Source organism: Pseudomonas azerbaijanoccidentalis (assembly GCF_019145495.1).
Classification (GTDB): domain Bacteria; phylum Pseudomonadota; class Gammaproteobacteria; order Pseudomonadales; family Pseudomonadaceae; genus Aquipseudomonas; species Aquipseudomonas azerbaijanoccidentalis.
Genome location: NZ_JAHSTU010000005.1, coordinates 130,121 through 148,391, shown reverse-complemented (window position 1 = coordinate 148,391; position 18,271 = coordinate 130,121). Strand labels below are relative to the sequence as shown.

The window sequence follows — 18,271 nt, the reverse complement described above, 5'->3', positions numbered from 1 at the left end:
AAGCGACAGTGATGACGCCAGGATAAGGGCTTAGTTAACCATCACCTCGTCCAGTGCCTGTTCGAGGGTGCTGACCGTGCGCTCGATATTGCGCAGCTTTTCCAGGCCGAACAGACCGATACGGAAGGTCTGGAAGTCGGCCGGCTCGTCGCATTGCAACGGCACGCCGGCGGCGATCTGCAGGCCGTGGTCGGCAAATTTCTTGCCGTTCTTGATGTCGGCATCCTCGGTGTAGCTCACCACCACGCCTGGGGCCTGAAAGCCGGCGGCGGCCACGCTTTTGATGCCTTTGCCGGTCAACATGGCGCGCACCCGATCGCCCAGCGCCTGTTGTTCACCTCGGACCTTGTCGAAACCGTAGGCTTGCGTCTCTTTCATCACTTCATTAAAGCGCGCGAGGGAATCGCTGGGCATGGTCGCATGGTAGGCATGTCCGCCCTGTTCGTAGGCCTGCATGATCTGCAGCCACTTTTTCAGATCGCAGGCGAAGCTGCTGCTCTGCGTCTGCTCGATGCGCTCAAGAGCCAAAGAACTGAACATCACCAGGGCGCAGCAAGGCGAGGCGCTCCAGCCTTTCTGCGGTGCGCTGATCAGCAGGTCGACGGCACATTTGTGCATATCAACCCAAAGCGTGCCTGAGGCGATGCAGTCCAGCACGAACAAGCCACCCACCGCATGCACGGCGTCGCCGACGGCCTGCAGGTAATCGTCGGGCAGGATAATCCCTGATGAGGTTTCAACGTGGGGGGCGAAGACAATCTGCGGCTTTTGCGCGGCAATGGCTGCCAGCACTTCGTCCAGAGGGGGCGGGGCGTAGGCCGCCTGGCGACCCGTTTCGACCGGTCGGGCTTTGAGCACCGTGGTGGCTGCCGGGATGTTGCCCATTTCAAGGATCTGGCTCCAGCGATAACTGAACCAGCCGTTGCGTATCACCAGGCATTGCTGGCCGGTGGCAAACTGCCGCGCCACCGCTTCCATGCCGAAGGTGCCGCTGCCCGGAACCACCGCCACAGCCTGGGCGTTGTAGACCTGTTTCAGGGTGCTGGAAATGTTCTTCATCACCGCTTGAAATGACTGCGACATGTGGTTGAGCGAGCGGTCGGTGTAGACCACTGAGTACTCGACCAGCCCCTCAGGATCGATACTGGGGTATAGCTTTGACATGGGATGACTCCTTTGGCAGAGATGTCAGTGGTATCGACCCTGCCTTAAGCCTTGGCAAATGACAAGGTTGCGAGGCATTGAATTGCGAGTTCTGTGGAGCGGCTGGCATCACTTGCGGGCGGCCAAAAACGGTCAAAAGCCACTCCCCAATCCATCACCCGGATTTCAGTCCCTCAACTGCGCCAATACTGCATTGACCATGTTATTGAACGTAACCGGTGAATCGATCATCCGGGCAGCAACCTTTGCTTCGCCATCTGCGCTGGTGGCACGCCTGGCTTGATCGGCGGTCGAGGACAATTTTACGATGACTACTTCGCGCTTCGGGTTGATATAGATTTTTTGCCCAAAGCGACCACTGGCTTCCACCGATCCTTCGCCATCATTACGCTGAAACCAATAGTTGCGGTAGGCATAACCAGGCCGGCCTGGCGCGAGGTTGCCTTGAGCGAAAATCGTTGGGTCGCCTGGCTGGAAGGTACTGCGCACAGCCTGGTTGAAGCTGTCGGAGCTCGGCTTCTGGGCCAGTTCCCGGCGTACCAGTTCGGCGAAGCGCGCAGTATCGCGAAGGTTGCTGCTGATCCCGCCGCTGGCCATCTCGGTGCCCAATTCGTCGATCTGGACATAGGCGTCTTCCTGGGCGAAGCGCGACCAGATGCGTTGCTGGACCAGTTGCGCCCAATTCAATCCAGATATACGCCGCATGGCCCAAGCCAGCGCCTCGGGTGAACCGTTCTGGTAAAAAAATCTGCCTTCACCAGGGGCCATTTGCGCGATTTTCAGAAAGGCATAGATATCGCCGGGCATCGTTGCGTTACGCGGGATCAACCCGGTCGCGGCGAACAGGCCGAGGTCAGGTGGCACCGCTTCGGGGTATGCCACGGCTACCTGCATATCAAGGTTGGCCTGCACCGTGGCCTCGCCGAAGGGTGTACCGCTCAGCTCAGGGACATAACTGGCCAGTTTCGCCTGCGGGTCGAGCTTGCCTTCGGCGATGAACTGCGCCGCCAAAAGGCCGGTAACCGATTTGGTCATCGACGCCCAGATGTGTGGCTGGCCGGGTTCGAATCCTTCCAGGTATCGCTCAAAGATCACGTTGCCGCGCTGGAGCACGATCAGCCCGTCGGTCGAGGTATCTTGCAGATAGCGGGCGAGCGTCAGGTCCTCCTCGCCGGCCTTGAAAGTGACTTGATCAAGATCGCGCATTGCAGCGTCGAGCAACGACAGCGGGTGTGCAGCACGACCGATGTTGCGCGTCGCGGACACTTCACGGGCGTGACGTATTGACCAGCGCAGGAAGGGCGGTTGGAAGGCATTGAGTTTGTTCACACGTAACTCCGGTGTGGGGGGAAATCCTTGCATGACGCCGTTAGCAGCCGAGCCATTCGCGGCGAGGGCGGGACAGGTTGCGCTGCAGAGAAGAAGCGCGGCTCCCAGTACGAGATTGGCTGTGGACTTACCAGATGCGGGCCGGGCGGGACATTTAGGCATGGTTGTTATCCTTTACGCTCAGAAGGTGGCACCCACACCGATCGACACGAAGTCGCGATCGCCGCGCGTACCGTAGGTGCCATCGATGTAATCGGTGTAAGACAGGCTCATCGAATACTTGCTCATGAACGTCGCGTCCAGGCCGAGGCTGACGGAGCGCGAACCTTCGTTGAAGGCCGAGCCGTCGCCTGGCGAGTAACCCTTTACGTCATGCGACCAAGACAGGTTGGGTCGCAGGTCCAACCCCTGCATCACGCCCGAATAACTCCAGGTCGCCCGCATCCGATACCCCCAGGAGAACGGTGTGACGAAGCCTTCGTCGTTGCAATATTCAGGGCTGTTCGAGATGGACAGGCAGACGCTGTTGTCGATCAGCTCGCCATTGTTATAGGCGCCGGATCGGCCATAGCGTGGTCCGTTGTTCCCCTCCAGACCGCCGACATAGGTGGCGCCGACTTCACCGACCAACAGCACCTGGTTCGCACCCATGACCTGGCCGAAAGAGTGCATCGCCGAGACCTGTGCCTGGGTGACTTCCTTGCGCCGATACCCATTGAACAGTGTCGAGTCGGTCGTGGGTCGCTGCCCGGGTTCGGACAAAGGGCTGCGACCGTTGGCGTTAAGCAGCGACTGCAGCACATCCGTGCCATTGAGTTGCACGGGCATATTCGGCCGGTAGCTCAGCTCGCCCTGAAGCGCCGTGCCGGTGCGCAGAGTGGTGGAAAATGTCGCACCGTACAGGCGGATATCCTCGGGGTATTGCGCGAGATACTGGGAAGTGCCCATGCGCAATGCACCTGCCAGGGTCTGGCCTGAGCTGGAAGCCAGAAAGGCGCCGCAGCCGGCCGATGGCACCCCAAGGTTGCGGCATAGCTGGGGAGCGAAACCGGTATTGCTGTAATACGGGCTACTGACCGTTCCCAGATAAGGCGAACGGCTGTGATAGTTGGCGGCGTAAACACCGAACTCGGCATCCAGCGGCGCGACGTACCAGCGAATGGACAAGCCCCACTGGCCGCTGTTGCGAGCATCCTGATCGCCCGCTCGAGGGATGCGTACACCTTCCTCGTTCATGACCACGCCAAATGGCGCAAGGGCTCGATTTGCCGTTGAGAGGTTGACCTGTCGACCGCCGACGTCGAGGCTCTCGCAACCTTCGGGTATGAAATCGTTGGCCGAAAAGAATGTGCCGCAGTTGTCCAGTTGCGTCTGTTCCCAGTCCAATTGATAGAAGGCGTCAAAGGACAATGCTTCGTTGATGTTCTGTGTCACGTACAGCAAGTTGACCGGCACCAGCGCATCCTTGACCTCCGAACCCGGGCGGCGCAGGGCGGCCTGGTTAAAGGGGTTTACGACGTTCAAACCGCCCTGGATAAAAATGCTCTCGCCCCAGTTCACCACTTGTTTACCCAGCCGTGCCGAGCCTGGTTCACCGTTTATGTCGTAGAGGTAATAGGCAAATGCATCGAGCAGTTGGAAACCAGCGGTCTTTGCCGATGTTTTGCGATTGTTGTCATCGATGTCCTTGAAACGTTGGCTGTGATCGCGCTGCGCGGTGTCGTACCAGTAGGTTCCGCGCACAAACACGCCCAGGTTGTCGAGTTTGAGTTCCAGGTCATGGGTCCCTTTGAATATCGTCGAGAACACGTCCCCGGATCGATAATTACGCCGCCCGTCATTACCGTTGGCGGCCGCCACCTGCAGCTTGTCCGGATTGGCTGTGCTGACGCCGACACCTAATGCCAGGGCCGAATCAAACTGGCCTTCAATCTCACCCAGTTCAAATTGCATGGCATCAACGGGGGCAGCGAGAAGGCTGCACGATAGCAATAGCAGTGATGACCGAAACCGGTCGGGAAAGATAGCGTTCACTCTTAACCTCTTATTGTGCTTATTAGAGAGTGAGGGGATGGGACAACGGAGCGAACATCCTGGCTATTGACTGCCGTTGGCTTGTTCGTTGTCGGTCGCGAGGGATAATAGGTAGGCGGCGGATCCGCTCACAAATAGCGTCTTTGGATTGTTGCCATAACACTTTGGCATGGCTGACGCGGGGTTTTGAGACGGCAAGTCGAGCCAGCTAAAACCGCTATGCCAGGCATCAACAACTGATATTACGTTTGCCGTTGCGCCGCTGTTTAGGATCGTCCCGGTCTTAACTGTCGACGAGAACAACAAAGTGAACCTTGGAAAAATAATCAGTCGAAGTGCCAAATACTGGCCTGAGCGAATGGCCGTCATTGATCGCAACACGCGAGTGACCTTCGCTCAGCTAGAGCAGCGTACAAACCAGCTTGCCTCGGCGTTACTGGGCCGGGGAATCACCACGGGCGAGCACGTCGCCATCCTCGCCGAGAACCGGGTTGAACTGGTCGAGGCCGAAGTCGCGTTCTATAAGGCCGGACTCGTGAAGGTGCCCGTCAATGCGCGCCTGTCACTGGAAGAGGTCATCCAGATCCTCAATGACTCTTGCAGCGTCGCGCTGATCACCACTCCGGTACTGGCCGAGGCCTTGACCACGCGTCGGGCCCAGGTCCCCGCGCTGCGTCTGATAGTGTCGCTGGGAGAAGAGGGCGGTGATGTCGCCTACTCGGCACTGCTGCGCCAAGGCGATCAGGAGCCGGTCAGTTGCGATCCGTCGGACGATGCACTGGCCGTGTTGCATTACACCTCCGGCAGCTCCGGTGTGCTGAAGGCCGCCATGCTCAGCGTCGGTAATCGCAAGGCGCTGATCCGCAAGAGCATCGCCAGCCCCACCCGGCGTGCCGCGCCGGGCGATGTCATGGCCCACGTTGGCCCGATCACCCATGCCAGTGGCATGCAGTTGATGCCGTTGCTGGCGGTCGGTGCCTGCAACTTCCTGCTGGAACGCTACGACGATCAACTGCTGCTCGAAAGCATTCAACGTGAAGGTGTCACCCGGCTATTCCTGGTGCCCGCGATGATCAACCGATTGGTGAACTTCCCGGGCGTGGAGCGTTACGACCTCAGCAGCCTGCGTCTGGTCATGTACGGCGCTGCACCGATGGCGCCCTCTCTGGTCAAGCGCGCCATCGAAGTGTTCGGGCCGATCCTGGCACAAGGATATGGCGCCGGCGAAACCTGTTCGCTGGTCACTGTACTGACCGAGCAGGACCACCTGTGCGAGAACGGCGACTATCGGCGTCTCGCCTCCTGCGGTCGCTGTTATTTCGAGACCGACCTGCGCGTGGTCAACGAGGACTTCCAGGATGTGAAGCCGGGTGAAATCGGCGAGATCGTGGTCAAGGGCCCGGACATCATGCAGGGCTACTGGCGAGCGCCGGAGCTCACCGCTGAGGTCATGCGCGATGGTTACTACCTGAGCGGCGACCTGGCGACGGTCGACGATCAGGGTTATGTGTTCATCGTCGACCGCAAGAAGGAAATGATCATTTCCGGGGGCTTCAATATTTATCCGACGGAAGTCGAGCAGGTGCTCTACAACTTGCCTCAAGTCTTTGAGGCGGCAGTCGTCGGCGTGCCGGACGAGCAGTGGGGCGAGGCGGTGCGAGCCGTCATCGTACTCAAGCCGGGCACCGAACTGAGTGAGGTCGAGGTCATCGATCACTGCGCAAAAACACTGGCCGGGTTCAAGAAACCCCGGGCTGTGGATTTTGTCAGCGAACTACCGAAGAACCCCAACGGCAAAGTGGTTCGCCGTCTTATTCGCGATGCCTATTGGCAAAACTGCGACCGCCGCATCTGACGAGGAGATCACCATGTATCAGCCAAGTGAAAAAGCCAGTCAAATCATCGAGGCCATCGGTGGCTTCATTCGCGACGAAATTCTGCCCCTTGAGCAGCGCGAAGGTCTGAGTTGGGCCGAGCCCCATCCTCGCGATGTGCTGCAACAGGTCTGGCAGCGTTCCTGCGACCAGGGTTTTTACAACATCATGCTGCCCGAGGCCATCGGAGGTGCGGGGCTGAACGTTTCAGACCTGTGTGCAGTGAAGGAGGCCACGGTGTTGAGCGGTTCCATGCTGGCTCCGCACATCCTCGGTGAGTTGTCCGGTCCGCCGCGCATCGGGCATCTGTTCAAGGTCGCCAGCCCTTGGCAAATCGAGACTTTCCTGCAGCCTGTGTGCCGTGCGGAGAAGGCCGTGTGCTTCGCGCTGACCGAGAGCGAGGCCGGCTCCGATGCAACGGCGATCAAGACGATTGCCCGCCGCGACGGTGAAGAATATGTGCTGAACGGTAGCAAGCGTTTCATCTCGGGTGCTCCCTATGCTGATATCGCGGTGCTCCTTGCCGTCACCGGACCCGGCGGCGGCGCCCAGGGGATTTCTGCGTTCTTCATCGATCTGAAGGCGCCAGGCGTGCGGATAGAGAGCGACTATGCGGTGATGTCCGGTGGTGGTGCCCATGGCGATATCTTCCTGGACGAAGTACGGGTACCCGTGGCCAACCGCATTGGCGAAGAGGGGCAGGGATTCAAGCTGGCGATGGGGAGGATCACCCTAAATCGCTTGCTGCATTGCCCGACCTTGCTAGGCCTGGCAGGCTTGGCGCTGAACCTGTCGATCGACTACGCCCGTACGCGCAAGCAGTTCGGCCAGCCGATCGCAATGTTCCAGTCGATCAACCACATGATTGCCGACATGGCGACCGAGTTGCATGCTGCGCGCAGCATGGTGTATGCGACAGCCGCGGTGAATGATGCCGGTGGGGATATCCGTACACAGGCGCCCATGTGCAAGTTATTCGTGTCCGAGACCGCTTTCCGTATCGCAGACCGCGCGGTACAGATTCATGGCGGAGCGGGGCTGCTGCGCGGCAATCCGGTTGAGTGGATTTTCCGCGCGACCCGTATGATGCGCATCCTCACCGGAACCAGTGAAATTCAGCGCAACACCATTGCCAAGGGTGTCCTGATGCCGAGCTAGCAGGGCGTGCCGCACGTCCGGCCGCTCATGGCCGGATGCTCTGACAAGAACAATAACGAGAGACAACCATGACTCACACTGAAACCCCCGCACGTCTGGGCACGGCCTGGATGGTTGCGGTACTGCTGGCACTGCTGATGCTGGTCAACTTCCTCGACAAGGTCGTCATAGGCCTGGTCGCCGTGCCGATGTCCAAAGAGCTTGGCCTGTCACCGACCGAATTCGGTCTGGTAGGTGGCGCACTGCACTGGTTCTTTGCGATTTCCGCAGTGATCGGCGGCTTCATGGCGAATCGCCGCCCCACGCGCACCCTGCTGTTGGGCATGGGCGCGTTCTGGGCGCTCATTCAACTGCCGATGCTATTTGTCAGCTCCTTGTGGGCAATCGTCGCCTGTCGTGTGCTGCTGGGCATTGGCGAAGGGCCTGCGTCACCGGTGGCCACCCACGCCTTGTACAAATGGTTTCCCAACGACCGTCGCAACCTGCCAGTCGCACTGCTGCATACCGGCAGTGCCTTTGGCCTGCTGGTCGCAGGCGCGATGATCCCGTGGATCAGTGTGCATTACGGATGGCGCATGAACTTCATCGTCCTCGCTGCAATTGGCGCGGTCTGGTGCGTGCTGTGGTGGCTGCTGGGACGGGAAGGCACGCTTGATCGCATTCGCCCCGGCCAGCTGGCGCAGGACGAAGCGCGCGTGCCTTATAAACGATTGCTCACCGACAGTACGGTACTGAGTAATTACCTCTGTCATTTCGCTGCCAATTGGTCGTTGGCGCTGACGCTGACCTGGGTGCCGAGCTATCTGGAGAACGGTCTGGGTATCGATCCGATCATGACCGGGCGAGTATTTGTGATGTTCGTCGTGGTCACCACGCCGCTGAGCCTGTTCATGGCCTGGTTATCGCAGCGCATGATGCGCGGCGGCATGGCGACGCGCTGGTCACGAGGTGCGTTCGTGTCGTTCTGCCTGATTGCCAGTGGTCTTCTGAGCGCCGCGCTTTTCCTGCCGGGGCTGTCGAGCATTGAGCGGATCGTCTGCCTGACATTCAGCGGCGGTCTGGCACTGGTGATGTATTCGGTGGGGCCGGCCATGCTCGCCGAGTTCACGCCAGGCAGCCAACGCGCCGGGATCCTGGCGATTGGCAACGGCATCGCCTCGCTGGCCGGTTTGTCGGCGCCAGTGGTCACCGGAATACTGGTGCAGGGCGCGGGCGCCGAACACCCAGCCGGTTACGGGGAGGGGTTCCTGGTCTGTGGCGCGGTGTTGGTGGTCGCGGGGCTGATCGGGTTGTTCCGGATGGATCCCCAGAAAACCCGCGAGCGGCTGCATCAGGTCGTCGGGGTCGCAGCGCCGCGGGTCAGTTGACACCGCCGGGCGCTGCGCAATTGAGGCGCAGCGCCCTCAGCCATGGACCTGGCTCAAGTCTTACTCTGGCGTGCGCTCGATCAAGCTGCCTTTCCAGCGGGCGTCGACCACAGCTTCGATGAGTAGACCGCGCACCAGATCGCGCATGCACGTTGCCGCAAACGACAGGGGCTTATGCTGTGAATAAGCCAGGGAAATGGTTCGGGTAATCCGAGGCTCCACGATCAGCCGTGCCGATATCGGTTCCAGCAGTTCCGTCAGCGGCGGCCAGTTGCTGATGGTCGCCGCCAAACCGGCGCGCACCAGGCTGCTAATGCCCGGAGCTGACTGTTGTTCATAGCTTGAATCGAGCGTCACCCCGGTTTCCATCGCCGCTTGCTCGATACGCCGGCGCAGGTGCAGGGCGCGCGGCGGCATCACCAGTCGGGTCGCCGCGGCTTCAGCCAGAGTAATGGGCGAGTTGTCAGCCTCTTGCGCAGGTGTGCCGACCCAAAACAGGTCTTCGGTGAAGACCGGTTCAGCAATGACGTGCTCCAGTTCTTCAGCGTTTGGCACTACGCCGAAATCCACTTTGCCCAGTTCGATCGCTTGACCGCCTTCGCGACTCAGGCCATCCCAAATCGTTAGCTTGATCCCCGGAAACTTGGCCTGGGCCTGCGTGATGATGGTGGGTAGCAGCAGAGCCGAAGCTGTCGCGGGGATGGAAATAGCCACATGCCCCATCGGATTGCCCTGGCTCGATTTGAGTTCGTCCTTCACCGAGTCGAGCTTCTGAATCACCGATCGAGCCACTTCGTACAACTGTCGGCCGGCATCGGTCAATTCAATGCCATCGTGCTGGCGGGCCAGTAACTGCATGTCCAGTTCGCTTTCCAATAAACCAATCTGGCGGCTCAGGGCAGGCTGGGCGATGAACGCCCGGCGTGCGGCATTGGAGAAACTTCCTGCTTCTGCAATGGCGATCAAGTAACGCAGCTGTTTCAAGGTCATGGGCAAATCTCTGGCTATGCCGAACTGATATGGCAACTATCTGAAGACGCTATTTGTCGGGGCCCAAGGCCCTACTTAGTATCCATTGATACTCAAGAAGAGGCTATCGGAACACCCATAAAGATTGATCCTTTCACCCGCCCCGTCATGCGATTAACGCGTACTCGGTGGGGCATACATTTGTTCACTCTCTGATAAACACAATAAGAGGTTAAGAGTGATGACAACCCGCACCCGAGGTTTTTTTCGGCCGTCGATGGTCCCCTTTTCCTGCTGCCTGCTGCTGGGAATGTCCTGGACGACGGCTGCGCTGGCCACCGGCGAGTTACCCCCGGACCTGACGCCCATAGGCGCCCAGCGAGCTGCTTCCCCTGACGGTCGAATCCCGGCTTGGCAGGGCGGGCTCACGGCCGCGCAGCAACGGCTGGAAAGCAACGGCACGCCAGTCGACCCCTTCGCCGACGAGCGACCGCTGTACGAAATCACCGCGCGCAATTACAAGCAGTATGAGAGCCAACTGTCGGCCGGGCAGATCGCTTTGCTCAAGCGTTTTCCCGAGACGATGAAACTGCCGGTCTATCCCACCCATCGCAGTGTCGCCGTCCCTGCGCCACTTGCCGCATCGGCCGCTCGCAACGCCCGGTCCGCGCAACTGGCGGATCAGGGCAATGGTCTGCGCGGCTTTAGCGGGGCGATCGCTTTCCCTGTTCCGCGCAACGGCCTGGAGGTCATCTGGAATCATCTGACGCGCAACCGCAACGCCAGTTACAGCCTTGTCTCTGACAGCGTCACGCCATTGGGCAACGGACGCTTCACCCTGATGAGTGCCCGTCAGGAGTTCGCCCGCCCTGAGGGGCTGCCGGGCGCTGGGAGCGACAATATTCTTTATTACTTCACTTACCGCATGACCGCGCCGTCGAGGCTCGCCGGAGACGCAATGGTGGTGCATGAAACGCTCGACCAGGTCGCCGAGCCGCGACTGTCCTGGGTCTACAGTTCCAGCCAGCGACGGGTCAGGCGTGCTCCGGGTATCGACTATGACACGACCGGGCCTGGGACGGCGGGCCTGCGCACGGCCGACAGTCGTGACATGTTCAATGGCGCGCCGGATCGTTACGACTGGCACCTGGCAGGCAAGAAATTGCTGCACGTGCCCTATAACAGCTATCGCCTGGCCTCACCCCACCTGCGTTACAGCGAGCTGATTCGCCCAGGGCATGTCGACCCGGTACCCACCCGCTACGAATTGCACCGAGTGTGGGAGGTCGTGGCGACCCTGAAACCCGGTGCCCAACACATTTACGCCAAACGTCGTTACTACATCGACGAAGACACTTGGGCGATTCTCGAGGCTGACCTTTACGATCAACGGGGAATGTTGTGGCGCACGTCCGGGGCGCACAGTTTTTACCACCCCGGCGGTGAGGCCGCAGTCAATGCCATGGAGGTCACCTACGATTTGAAGAACGGCCGTTATCACGTTTCGGGTTTGATCAATGAGCAGCGCAAACCTTACGTCTTCAATTTGCCGACCAGCCTTTCGTACTTTTCACCGGGCGCATTGCGCAGCTTCGGTGTGCGCTGATGGGAATGCAGCAAAAGCGCCGTACCTTGACGGAAACCCTGTTGGGCGCAGGTGAGTCGCCTGATCCGCGATTCACTCTGGCCAATGAGCGCACCTTTCTCGCCTGGATTCGCACTTCACTGGCGCTGCTGGGGGGAGGGATCGCCGTCGAAGCGCTCGCCGGTGACGTCTTCGAGCCTCGGCTACGCATGGTCATGGCGATCAGTTTGATGGTATTGAGTCAGCTGGTGAGCATCGGCGCATGCGTGCGCTGGCTGAAGGTGGAGCGAGCACTGCGTCAGCGCCAGCCGCTGCCTCTGCCGGCGCTCGCGCCGCTGTTGGCATTGGGATGTTTAACGGCGGTCGTGCTGATCACCAGCGTGCTTTGGCCCCGTTGGCATGGGTGATCCGGGGCTGCAGGCGGAGCGCACCGAGTTGGCATGGCGAAGGACGTTGTTGGCGTTGCTGGTGGTGCTGGTTCTGGCGGGACGGGCCGGTGACCTGATGTCGGTGGGGATGGGCGGTGTCGTTGCGCTGATGTTGCTTGCAAGGCAAGGCCGCCGTTATCGTCAGGGATTGGCGATGCTCCAGTCGGAGCGGGCAGTGCCAGCCTCGCGGGCGATCCTGGCGTTAGGCGCGTCGGTGTGTTTACTCGCGCTCATCGGCATCATCGGGTTGGTGAGCGGCGCCTGACGCGCCGCCCACGCGTGCTCAAGGGGTGACGATATTGAAACGCGCGTCCGCTTCCTCCAGGCCACCCATAAAGCGCAGGAATTTAACCCGTTCACCTTCGATCGTGATATCGCCCAGCGTTGCTTCTTTCAAAAAGCCCGTCTGCTTGAGTGCGATGCGATCCAGCGTCGATTTCTTCATGCTGATTTGCACGTCGGCCTGGTCATGTCGTGCAAGATCGCGGTGGGTGAGTACGCCATTGCGCAGGGTCAAAGCGTAATCCTCGTTCAGATCGGTGAAACGCCAGTTGATGGTCAGGTCGTTGTCGGCCGCTTTCAGTGCATCGATTCGAACGCCCAGATAATCGAAAAACATCGTCGGTGTCAGCGCCCGCACCATGTCATCGGTATTGCCGCCGCTGCCAGTGGCGGCGGCTACGCCATCACGCAGTTCCTGGGCGCCGCTCAGGTAGGCATTGCGCCAAGTGGCGTTCTCACTCTGATAGCCCAGTTGCTCCAGTGCATCGGCCTGCAGTTGGCGCGCAGCGGCGTTGCCGGGCTCGGCAAATACCAAATGATTGGTCAGTTGCGCCACCCAGCGATAGTCACCTTCGTCGAAGGCTGTACGCGCGTGGCTCAGCACCTGGTCGGCCCCGCCCATGGCGGCCACGTAGCGCTTGCCAGCCGCTTGGGGCGGCAGCGGATTGAGGTTCGCCGGGTTGCCATCATAGAAACCCATGTAACGCTGGTACACGGCGCGCACGTTGTGGCTCAACGAGCCGTAGTAATCGCGGCTGTACCACTTGCTGGCCAAGCGTGGCGGCAATGAGCTCAGGGTCTCTGCGATTTCCATTGGCGTCTGGCCCTGATTGATCAGGCGCAGGCTCTGGCTGTCGATGAATGCGTACATGTCACGCTGGTCAGCCAGGTAGTCGCGTATCTGCGCGCTACCCCAGGTCGGCCAGTGATGCTGGGCAAAGACCACTTCGGCCTGATTGCCGTAACGCACCAGGGACTCGTCAAGGTAATGCGCCCAGATCTTCGGATCGCGAACCAGCGCGCCGCGCAAGGTCAGCACGTTGTGTTGAACGTGGGTTGCGTTTTCGGCCATGCACAGCGCCTTGAACCGTGGGAAATAGATGTTCATCTCTGCCGGCGCCTCGGTGCCAGGCGTTAGCTGGAATTCGACTTCAATGCCCTCCAGGGTCAGGCGTTCCAGCGGCTTGCTGATTTCCCGGGTGGGGGCGATCAGGCTGACCGTCGCGTTTGCCGGTACGCCCTTGCCCAGCCCAGCGTCGACCTGGCCCCGTTCACCACGCGGCAGTGGTGCTCCGTACATGTACTGGGCACGCCGTTTCATCGCCGGCCCGGCCAATACATTCTCGCCGATGGCGTGTTCAAAAAAACCTTGGGGTGCGATGACCTGAACCTTGCCGGCCTTCACGTCCGCTTCGTCGATCACCCCGCGCACCCCGCCGAAATGGTCGACGTGCGGGTGCGTATAAATCACCGTAGTCACCGGTTTGCGCGGACGATGTTTGAAGTACAGTTCCAGGCCGGCTCTGGCGGTTTCCACCGCCAGCAGCGGGTCGAGCACGATGAGGCCGTTATCGCCCTCGACAATGGTCATGTTCGCCAGGTCCATGCCACGAATCTGATAGATACCCTCGGTGACCTTGAACAGGCCGGCAAGCGTATTGAGCTGCGCGATGCGCCACAGACTCGGGTTGACGGTTCCGGGCGCGTCTTTACGATTCAGAAAAGCGTATTGCTTTAAGTCCCAGACTGTTTTGCCCCCCGCATTACTGACGACCCCCTCATACCGCTCGATCAGGCCCCGCTCAGCGGCCTCGAAATCTCCACGATCGGCGAAAGGCAGTCGCTGCAGCCATTGCTGGTTGTTTTGCAGGGTAAAGGTCGTCGCATCCTTGGCAGGCGTGGCGGCGAGACTCGTCAGCGGTACCAGCAGGGCGAGGGTGAGCAAAGGCTGTGAAAAACGCATGGAGCAGTCCTTGTTATTGTTCGGGCGATCCATCGTAGGGAGCGGTTGGGGTCGCAGCCAATACCAGAGCGGCATGCCTGCCATCGCATTGGGTAATGGCTCAACCCGGTTGAATCGCCAGGACCTGCGCCTCGAGCCAGGTCAGCGCCGGGTCGTGTTGGCGATGCGTCAGTCGTACCAGCTCAAGATCGAAGGGCGGCAGCGCAAACGGCAGTTCATACAGCTTCAGGGGCAGCAGCCGGGCGAATTGCTGTGCCAGTAGCGTCGGCAACACGACACAGAGTTCGGTCGCGGCCACCAAGTGTGCGGCTTGCAGGTAATTCGGCGTGGTGTAGACGATCTGCCGCACAAGGTTCTGCTCCGCTAGCCATTGGTCGACCATGCCTCGGGTCTGGCCACCATGAACCCAGACGTGGCGCAATTGCAGGAAACGCTGCAGGTCCAGGCCGTCACTCAGTCGCGGATGGTCCTGACACACCGCCACTCGCAGTGTTTCGCTGCGCCAGAGCTGGCGGGAGAAACGTGCCGGTACGTGATCGAAACGGCCCAAAACCATGTCCAGTTCGCCTCTGTCGAGCGCCTCAGCGGGAAAGCTGGCACTCAGATGGGCAACATCGATGCGCAGGTTCGGCGCCTGCGTCTGCAGGCTTGCCAGCAAGGACGGCATGCACAGTTGTTCAACGAAGTCGGTCAGGGCAAATCTCAATTGGCGATGGCTGCGCTGTGGATCGAACGCGTCACCGGTGGACAGCGTTTGCTCGATTTGTTGCAAGGCGGCGCGAATAGGCCCTTCCAGCGCGAGCGCTCGAGGGGTCGGGCACATGCGCCGACCGACGCGCACAAGCAGGGGGTCGCCGAGCATGTCGCGCAAGCGTGCCAAGGCGTTGCTCACCGTGGGTTGGGTCAACGCCAGGCGTTGCGCTGCGCGCGAGACATTTTGCTCACGCAGCAACATGTCGAATACGCGCAGCAGGTTCAGATCAAAGTTTGATGTATTCATGCTCAGAATATATGGCATATGAAAATGAAATTTCAAAAATACTTGAGGCCTGCTTAGGGTGACGGCTGTTTATTTTCCCCAATGCAGGAGCACCGCGTGTGAGCACCTCTTTTGATATCCGGCAGGTCGCCGTGATCGGCGCCGGCACCATGGGCCGGGGCATTGTCGTCAGCCTGGCCAGCGCCGGGTTGCCAGTGCTTTGGCTGGAAAGCAATGTCCCGACACTCGACGCCGGCTTGGCGATGCTTGAGCAAACCTGGTCGCAGCAGGTGGGCAAAGAGCGAATCACGCAAGCGGAGGCTGACGCCAATCTCCAGAGAGTACGCCCGGTACAAAATTACGCGGCGCTGGCAGAGGCGGACCTGGTGATCGAAGCGGTGTACGAAAGTCTGGAGCTCAAGCAGGAAATCTTCCGCGCGCTGGATGCTCAGCTCAAGCCCACGGCGATTCTGGCCAGTAACACCTCGGCGCTGGACATCGACGCGATTGCGGCGGTCACCGGGCGTTCACGGCAGGTGTTGGGTCTGCATTACTTCAGTCCTGCCCACATCATGAAACTGTTGGAAATCGTTCGTGGCAAGGACACCGACAGCCAAGTGCTTGAAGTGGCCCGCAGGCTCGCCCAGCGAACCGGCAAAGTAGCGGTGGTGGCAGGCAATTGCCCCGGTTTCATCGGCAATCGCATGCTGCGCAGCTATGTGGCCGAGGCGCGAAAATTACTTCTGGAAGGCGCACTGCCTCATCAGGTGGATGAGGTGCTGCAGCAATTTGGTTTCGCCATGGGTCCGTTCCGCATGTATGACGTGATCGGCATCGACCTGGAGTGGCGCGCCCGTCAACTGGCCGGGCAGGGCATGGACGCCCCCCTGGTGCAAATAGACAACGCCTTGTGCGAACTCAATCGTCTGGGGCAGAAGTCCGGCCAGGGTTATTACCGTTATGCGCCCGGCAGTCGCCGGGCCGAGCATGATCCGTTGGTCGACGAGTTGGTGCTCAAGGTGTCTCAGGGGCTGGGCTACCGCCGCCGCGAGATCGACGCACAGGAAATCCTCGATCGCTGCCTGTTGGCACTGGTCAACGAGGGCGCGAAGATCCTCGAAGAAGGCATCGCGGACAGCAGTCATGACATCGATCAGGTTTGGCTCAACGGTTATGGCTTTCCGAGTGAAACCGGAGGACCGATGCGCTGGGCGGATGAGCAGGGCATGAATTCCCTGCTGGCTCGACTGGAACGTCTGCAAGGTCTTTTCGGCGAGCATTGGCATCCCGCCGGACTGATCTCCCGATTGATGGCCAGCGGCAAGCGCTTTGCCGATGTCGTGGAGGGCCGCGTATGAACTACCAGGCACCGCTGCGCGATATGCGCTTCGTATGGCATGAAATGTTCGATGTCACCGGGCACTGCCAGCACTTGGGGCTGGACCTGGACCGCGACACCCTGGACGGCATCCTGGAAGAAGCGGGGCGCTTCACCGCAGAGGTGATCGCCCCGCTCAACCGCAACAGCGACGAACAAGGCTGCCAGTTGCTCGGTACTGAAGTCAGCACGCCGGATGGCTTTCGCGAGGCCTATCGTCAATACGTCGACAACGGTTGGGCGAGCATGACCGGGCCGATGGCCTATGGGGGACAAGGCTTGCCGCAAATGGCGTCGGCCTGTGTCCACGAGATGTTAATGGCGGCCTCATTGTCGTTCCGGATCTATTCCGGGTTGACCGAAGGCGCGGTCCTGGCCGTGCATCGCCATGGCAGCGAAGCACTCAGGCAAACCTGGCTGGGCAAGATGGTCAGTGGCGAATGGACCGGCACCATGTGCCTCACCGAGCCGCAGGCCGGCACGGACCTGGCGTTGCTGCGCACCCGCGCGCAGCCTCAGGCCGACGGCAGCTATCTCATCACCGGCAACAAGATTTTCATCAGCGGCGGCGAGCAGGACCTGACCGACAACACCATTCATCTGGTGCTGGCCCGCTTGCCCGATGCCCCGGCCGGTGTGAAAGGCATCAGCCTGTTTCTGGTACCCAAAATCCTTACCGATGGCCGGCGAAACGAGCTCAGCTGTGGCGCGCTGGAGCACAAGATGGGCATCAAGGGTGCGTCGACCTGCGTCATGAATTTCGACGGTGCCCAGGGCTGGCTGGTCGGCGAGCCGAATCAGGGTCTGTCCTGCATGTTCACCATGATGAACGATGCGCGATTCCAGGTCGGCTTGCAGGGACTGGGGATCGCTGAAGCCGCTTTCCAGGGTGGCCTGGCCTACGCCCGTGAGCGTCTGCAATCGCGTTCGCTGACCGGTGCCGTAGCGCCGGATAAAGTCGCCGACCCGATCATTGTCCATCCGGATGTGCGGCGCATGCTGCTCACGCAGAAATCCCTCACCGAAGGCTGCCGGATGCTGGGCGCCTACACCGCTCGGCAACTCGATCTCGAGCACGGTGCGCCAGACCCCGAGGACCGTCGCGCAGCCATGCGCCGCGCTGCGCTACTGATCCCGATCGTCAAAGGGTTCTTCACCGACGTCGGCCAGGAGGTCGCCAGCCTGGGCGTGCAACTGTATGGCGGGCATGGCTACATCCGCGAATGGGGTATGGAACAGTTGATGCGTGACAGCCGCATCACCCAGCTCTATGAAGGCACCAATGGCATCCAGGCGCTGGACTTGGTCCGGCGCAAGCTGATGGGTGATGGCGGTGCCGAGTTGCACGCGCTGGTCGAAGAGCTGTCTCAGCACGTCGAGGCTGCTGGTCATCAACCCCGGCTGCAGGAAATGGCGGGCGCAGTCAGTCAGCGCCTTGAGGAATGGCGGGCTTTGGGCAAGACCATCATCGAGGCCTGCCAGCGGGACCCGCAGGAAATCGGCGCGGTCTCTGTGGACTTCCTCGCGTATTCGGCTTACGTCCTGCTCGCCGGGCTCTGGCTGCAGGCAGCGGTTCGAGCGGGTGAAACCCTGACTGACGGGACCGGCGAAAGCGCCTTTTATCAGGCCAAGCTGCAGACCGCTGACTTCTACTGGCGACGCGTATTACCCCGTGCAAGCGCACACCGGGAGGCCTTGTTGGGTGGCGCGAATTGCTTGATGGCGATGCCAGCGAGCGACTTCAGTTGCTGATTGCAGGCG

Annotated in this window: 14 protein-coding genes; 8 read left to right on the top strand and 6 right to left on the bottom strand. The window is 60.5% G+C overall.

What is annotated here, in order from left to right:
* Positions 1-30: 30 nt before the first annotated feature.
* The 3 genes from KVG88_RS18285 to KVG88_RS18275 form a co-directional block, all read right to left on the bottom strand.
* Positions 31-1,164, bottom strand: coding sequence for an aminotransferase class V-fold PLP-dependent enzyme (locus tag KVG88_RS18285; protein WP_217872272.1), 1,134 nt, complete (start codon positions 1,162-1,164; stop codon positions 31-33).
* Between the two features lie 165 nt (positions 1,165-1,329).
* Positions 1,330-2,493 carry a serine hydrolase domain-containing protein gene (locus KVG88_RS18280; protein WP_367616844.1) on the bottom strand — a complete coding sequence of 388 codons (1,164 nt, stop codon included), beginning with the start codon at positions 2,491-2,493 and terminating at the stop codon, positions 1,330-1,332.
* A gap of 180 nt (positions 2,494-2,673) precedes the next feature.
* On the bottom strand, positions 2,674-4,527 hold the full coding sequence (locus tag KVG88_RS18275; RefSeq protein WP_437179950.1) for a DUF1302 domain-containing protein: 1,854 nt from the start codon (positions 4,525-4,527) through the stop codon (positions 2,674-2,676).
* 307 nt (positions 4,528-4,834) lie between these two features.
* On the opposite strand from KVG88_RS18275, the gene KVG88_RS18270 reads away from it, so the two are divergent.
* From KVG88_RS18270 to KVG88_RS18260, 3 genes are all read left to right on the top strand, one after another.
* Positions 4,835-6,382 (top strand): AMP-binding protein, encoded by a 1,548-nt coding sequence (locus tag KVG88_RS18270; protein WP_217872269.1) that lies wholly within the window; start codon positions 4,835-4,837, stop codon positions 6,380-6,382.
* A gap of 13 nt (positions 6,383-6,395) precedes the next feature.
* Complete coding sequence (locus tag KVG88_RS18265) at positions 6,396-7,559, top strand: acyl-CoA dehydrogenase family protein (RefSeq protein WP_217872494.1); 1,164 nt, start codon at positions 6,396-6,398, stop codon at positions 7,557-7,559.
* A 110-nt stretch (positions 7,560-7,669) separates the two neighbouring features.
* On the top strand, positions 7,670-8,926 hold the full coding sequence (locus KVG88_RS18260; protein WP_217872493.1) for an MFS transporter: 1,257 nt from the start codon (positions 7,670-7,672) through the stop codon (positions 8,924-8,926).
* A gap of 60 nt (positions 8,927-8,986) precedes the next feature.
* On the opposite strand, the gene KVG88_RS18255 is transcribed toward KVG88_RS18260, so the two are convergent.
* Positions 8,987-9,916 carry a LysR family transcriptional regulator gene (locus KVG88_RS18255; protein ID WP_150700812.1) on the bottom strand — a complete coding sequence of 310 codons (930 nt, stop codon included), beginning with the start codon at positions 9,914-9,916 and terminating at the stop codon, positions 8,987-8,989.
* A 289-nt stretch (positions 9,917-10,205) separates the two neighbouring features.
* Here KVG88_RS18255 and KVG88_RS18250 point away from each other — a divergent pair, with 289 nt between their 5' ends.
* The 3 genes from KVG88_RS18250 to KVG88_RS18240 are packed head-to-tail and all read left to right on the top strand — an operon-like array spanning position 10,206 to position 12,173.
* On the top strand, positions 10,206-11,501 hold the full coding sequence (locus KVG88_RS18250; protein ID WP_225934059.1) for a DUF1329 domain-containing protein: 1,296 nt from the start codon (positions 10,206-10,208) through the stop codon (positions 11,499-11,501).
* Positions 11,501-11,887, top strand: coding sequence for a YidH family protein (locus KVG88_RS18245; protein ID WP_217872268.1), 387 nt, complete (start codon positions 11,501-11,503; stop codon positions 11,885-11,887). Before KVG88_RS18250 ends, KVG88_RS18245 begins: the two co-directional genes overlap by 1 nt.
* Positions 11,880-12,173, top strand: coding sequence for a DUF202 domain-containing protein (locus tag KVG88_RS18240; RefSeq protein WP_150700810.1), 294 nt, complete (start codon positions 11,880-11,882; stop codon positions 12,171-12,173). The genes KVG88_RS18245 and KVG88_RS18240 overlap by 8 nt, the downstream gene beginning before the upstream one ends.
* Positions 12,174-12,191: 18 nt before the next feature.
* Here the strand turns inward: KVG88_RS18240 and KVG88_RS18235 are convergent, their stop codons facing one another.
* Together KVG88_RS18235 and KVG88_RS18230 are read right to left on the bottom strand one after the other, a co-directional pair.
* Entirely contained in the window at positions 12,192-14,153 is a 1,962-nt protein-coding gene (locus KVG88_RS18235) for an alkyl/aryl-sulfatase (RefSeq protein ID WP_217872267.1), read from the bottom strand.
* Positions 14,154-14,253: 100 nt separating this feature from the next.
* Positions 14,254-15,171 carry a LysR family transcriptional regulator gene (locus tag KVG88_RS18230; protein WP_217872266.1) on the bottom strand — a complete coding sequence of 306 codons (918 nt, stop codon included), beginning with the start codon at positions 15,169-15,171 and terminating at the stop codon, positions 14,254-14,256.
* 80 nt (positions 15,172-15,251) lie between these two features.
* Between KVG88_RS18230 and KVG88_RS18225 the strand changes: the two genes are divergently transcribed.
* The gene (locus tag KVG88_RS18225; RefSeq protein WP_217872265.1) at positions 15,252-16,490 is read left to right on the top strand and encodes a 3-hydroxyacyl-CoA dehydrogenase; all 1,239 of its coding nucleotides are present in this window, start codon (positions 15,252-15,254) and stop codon (positions 16,488-16,490) included.
* Entirely contained in the window at positions 16,487-18,262 is a 1,776-nt protein-coding gene (locus KVG88_RS18220; RefSeq protein ID WP_217872264.1) for an acyl-CoA dehydrogenase C-terminal domain-containing protein, read from the top strand. The genes KVG88_RS18225 and KVG88_RS18220 overlap by 4 nt, the downstream gene beginning before the upstream one ends.
* Positions 18,263-18,271 lie beyond the last annotated feature (9 nt).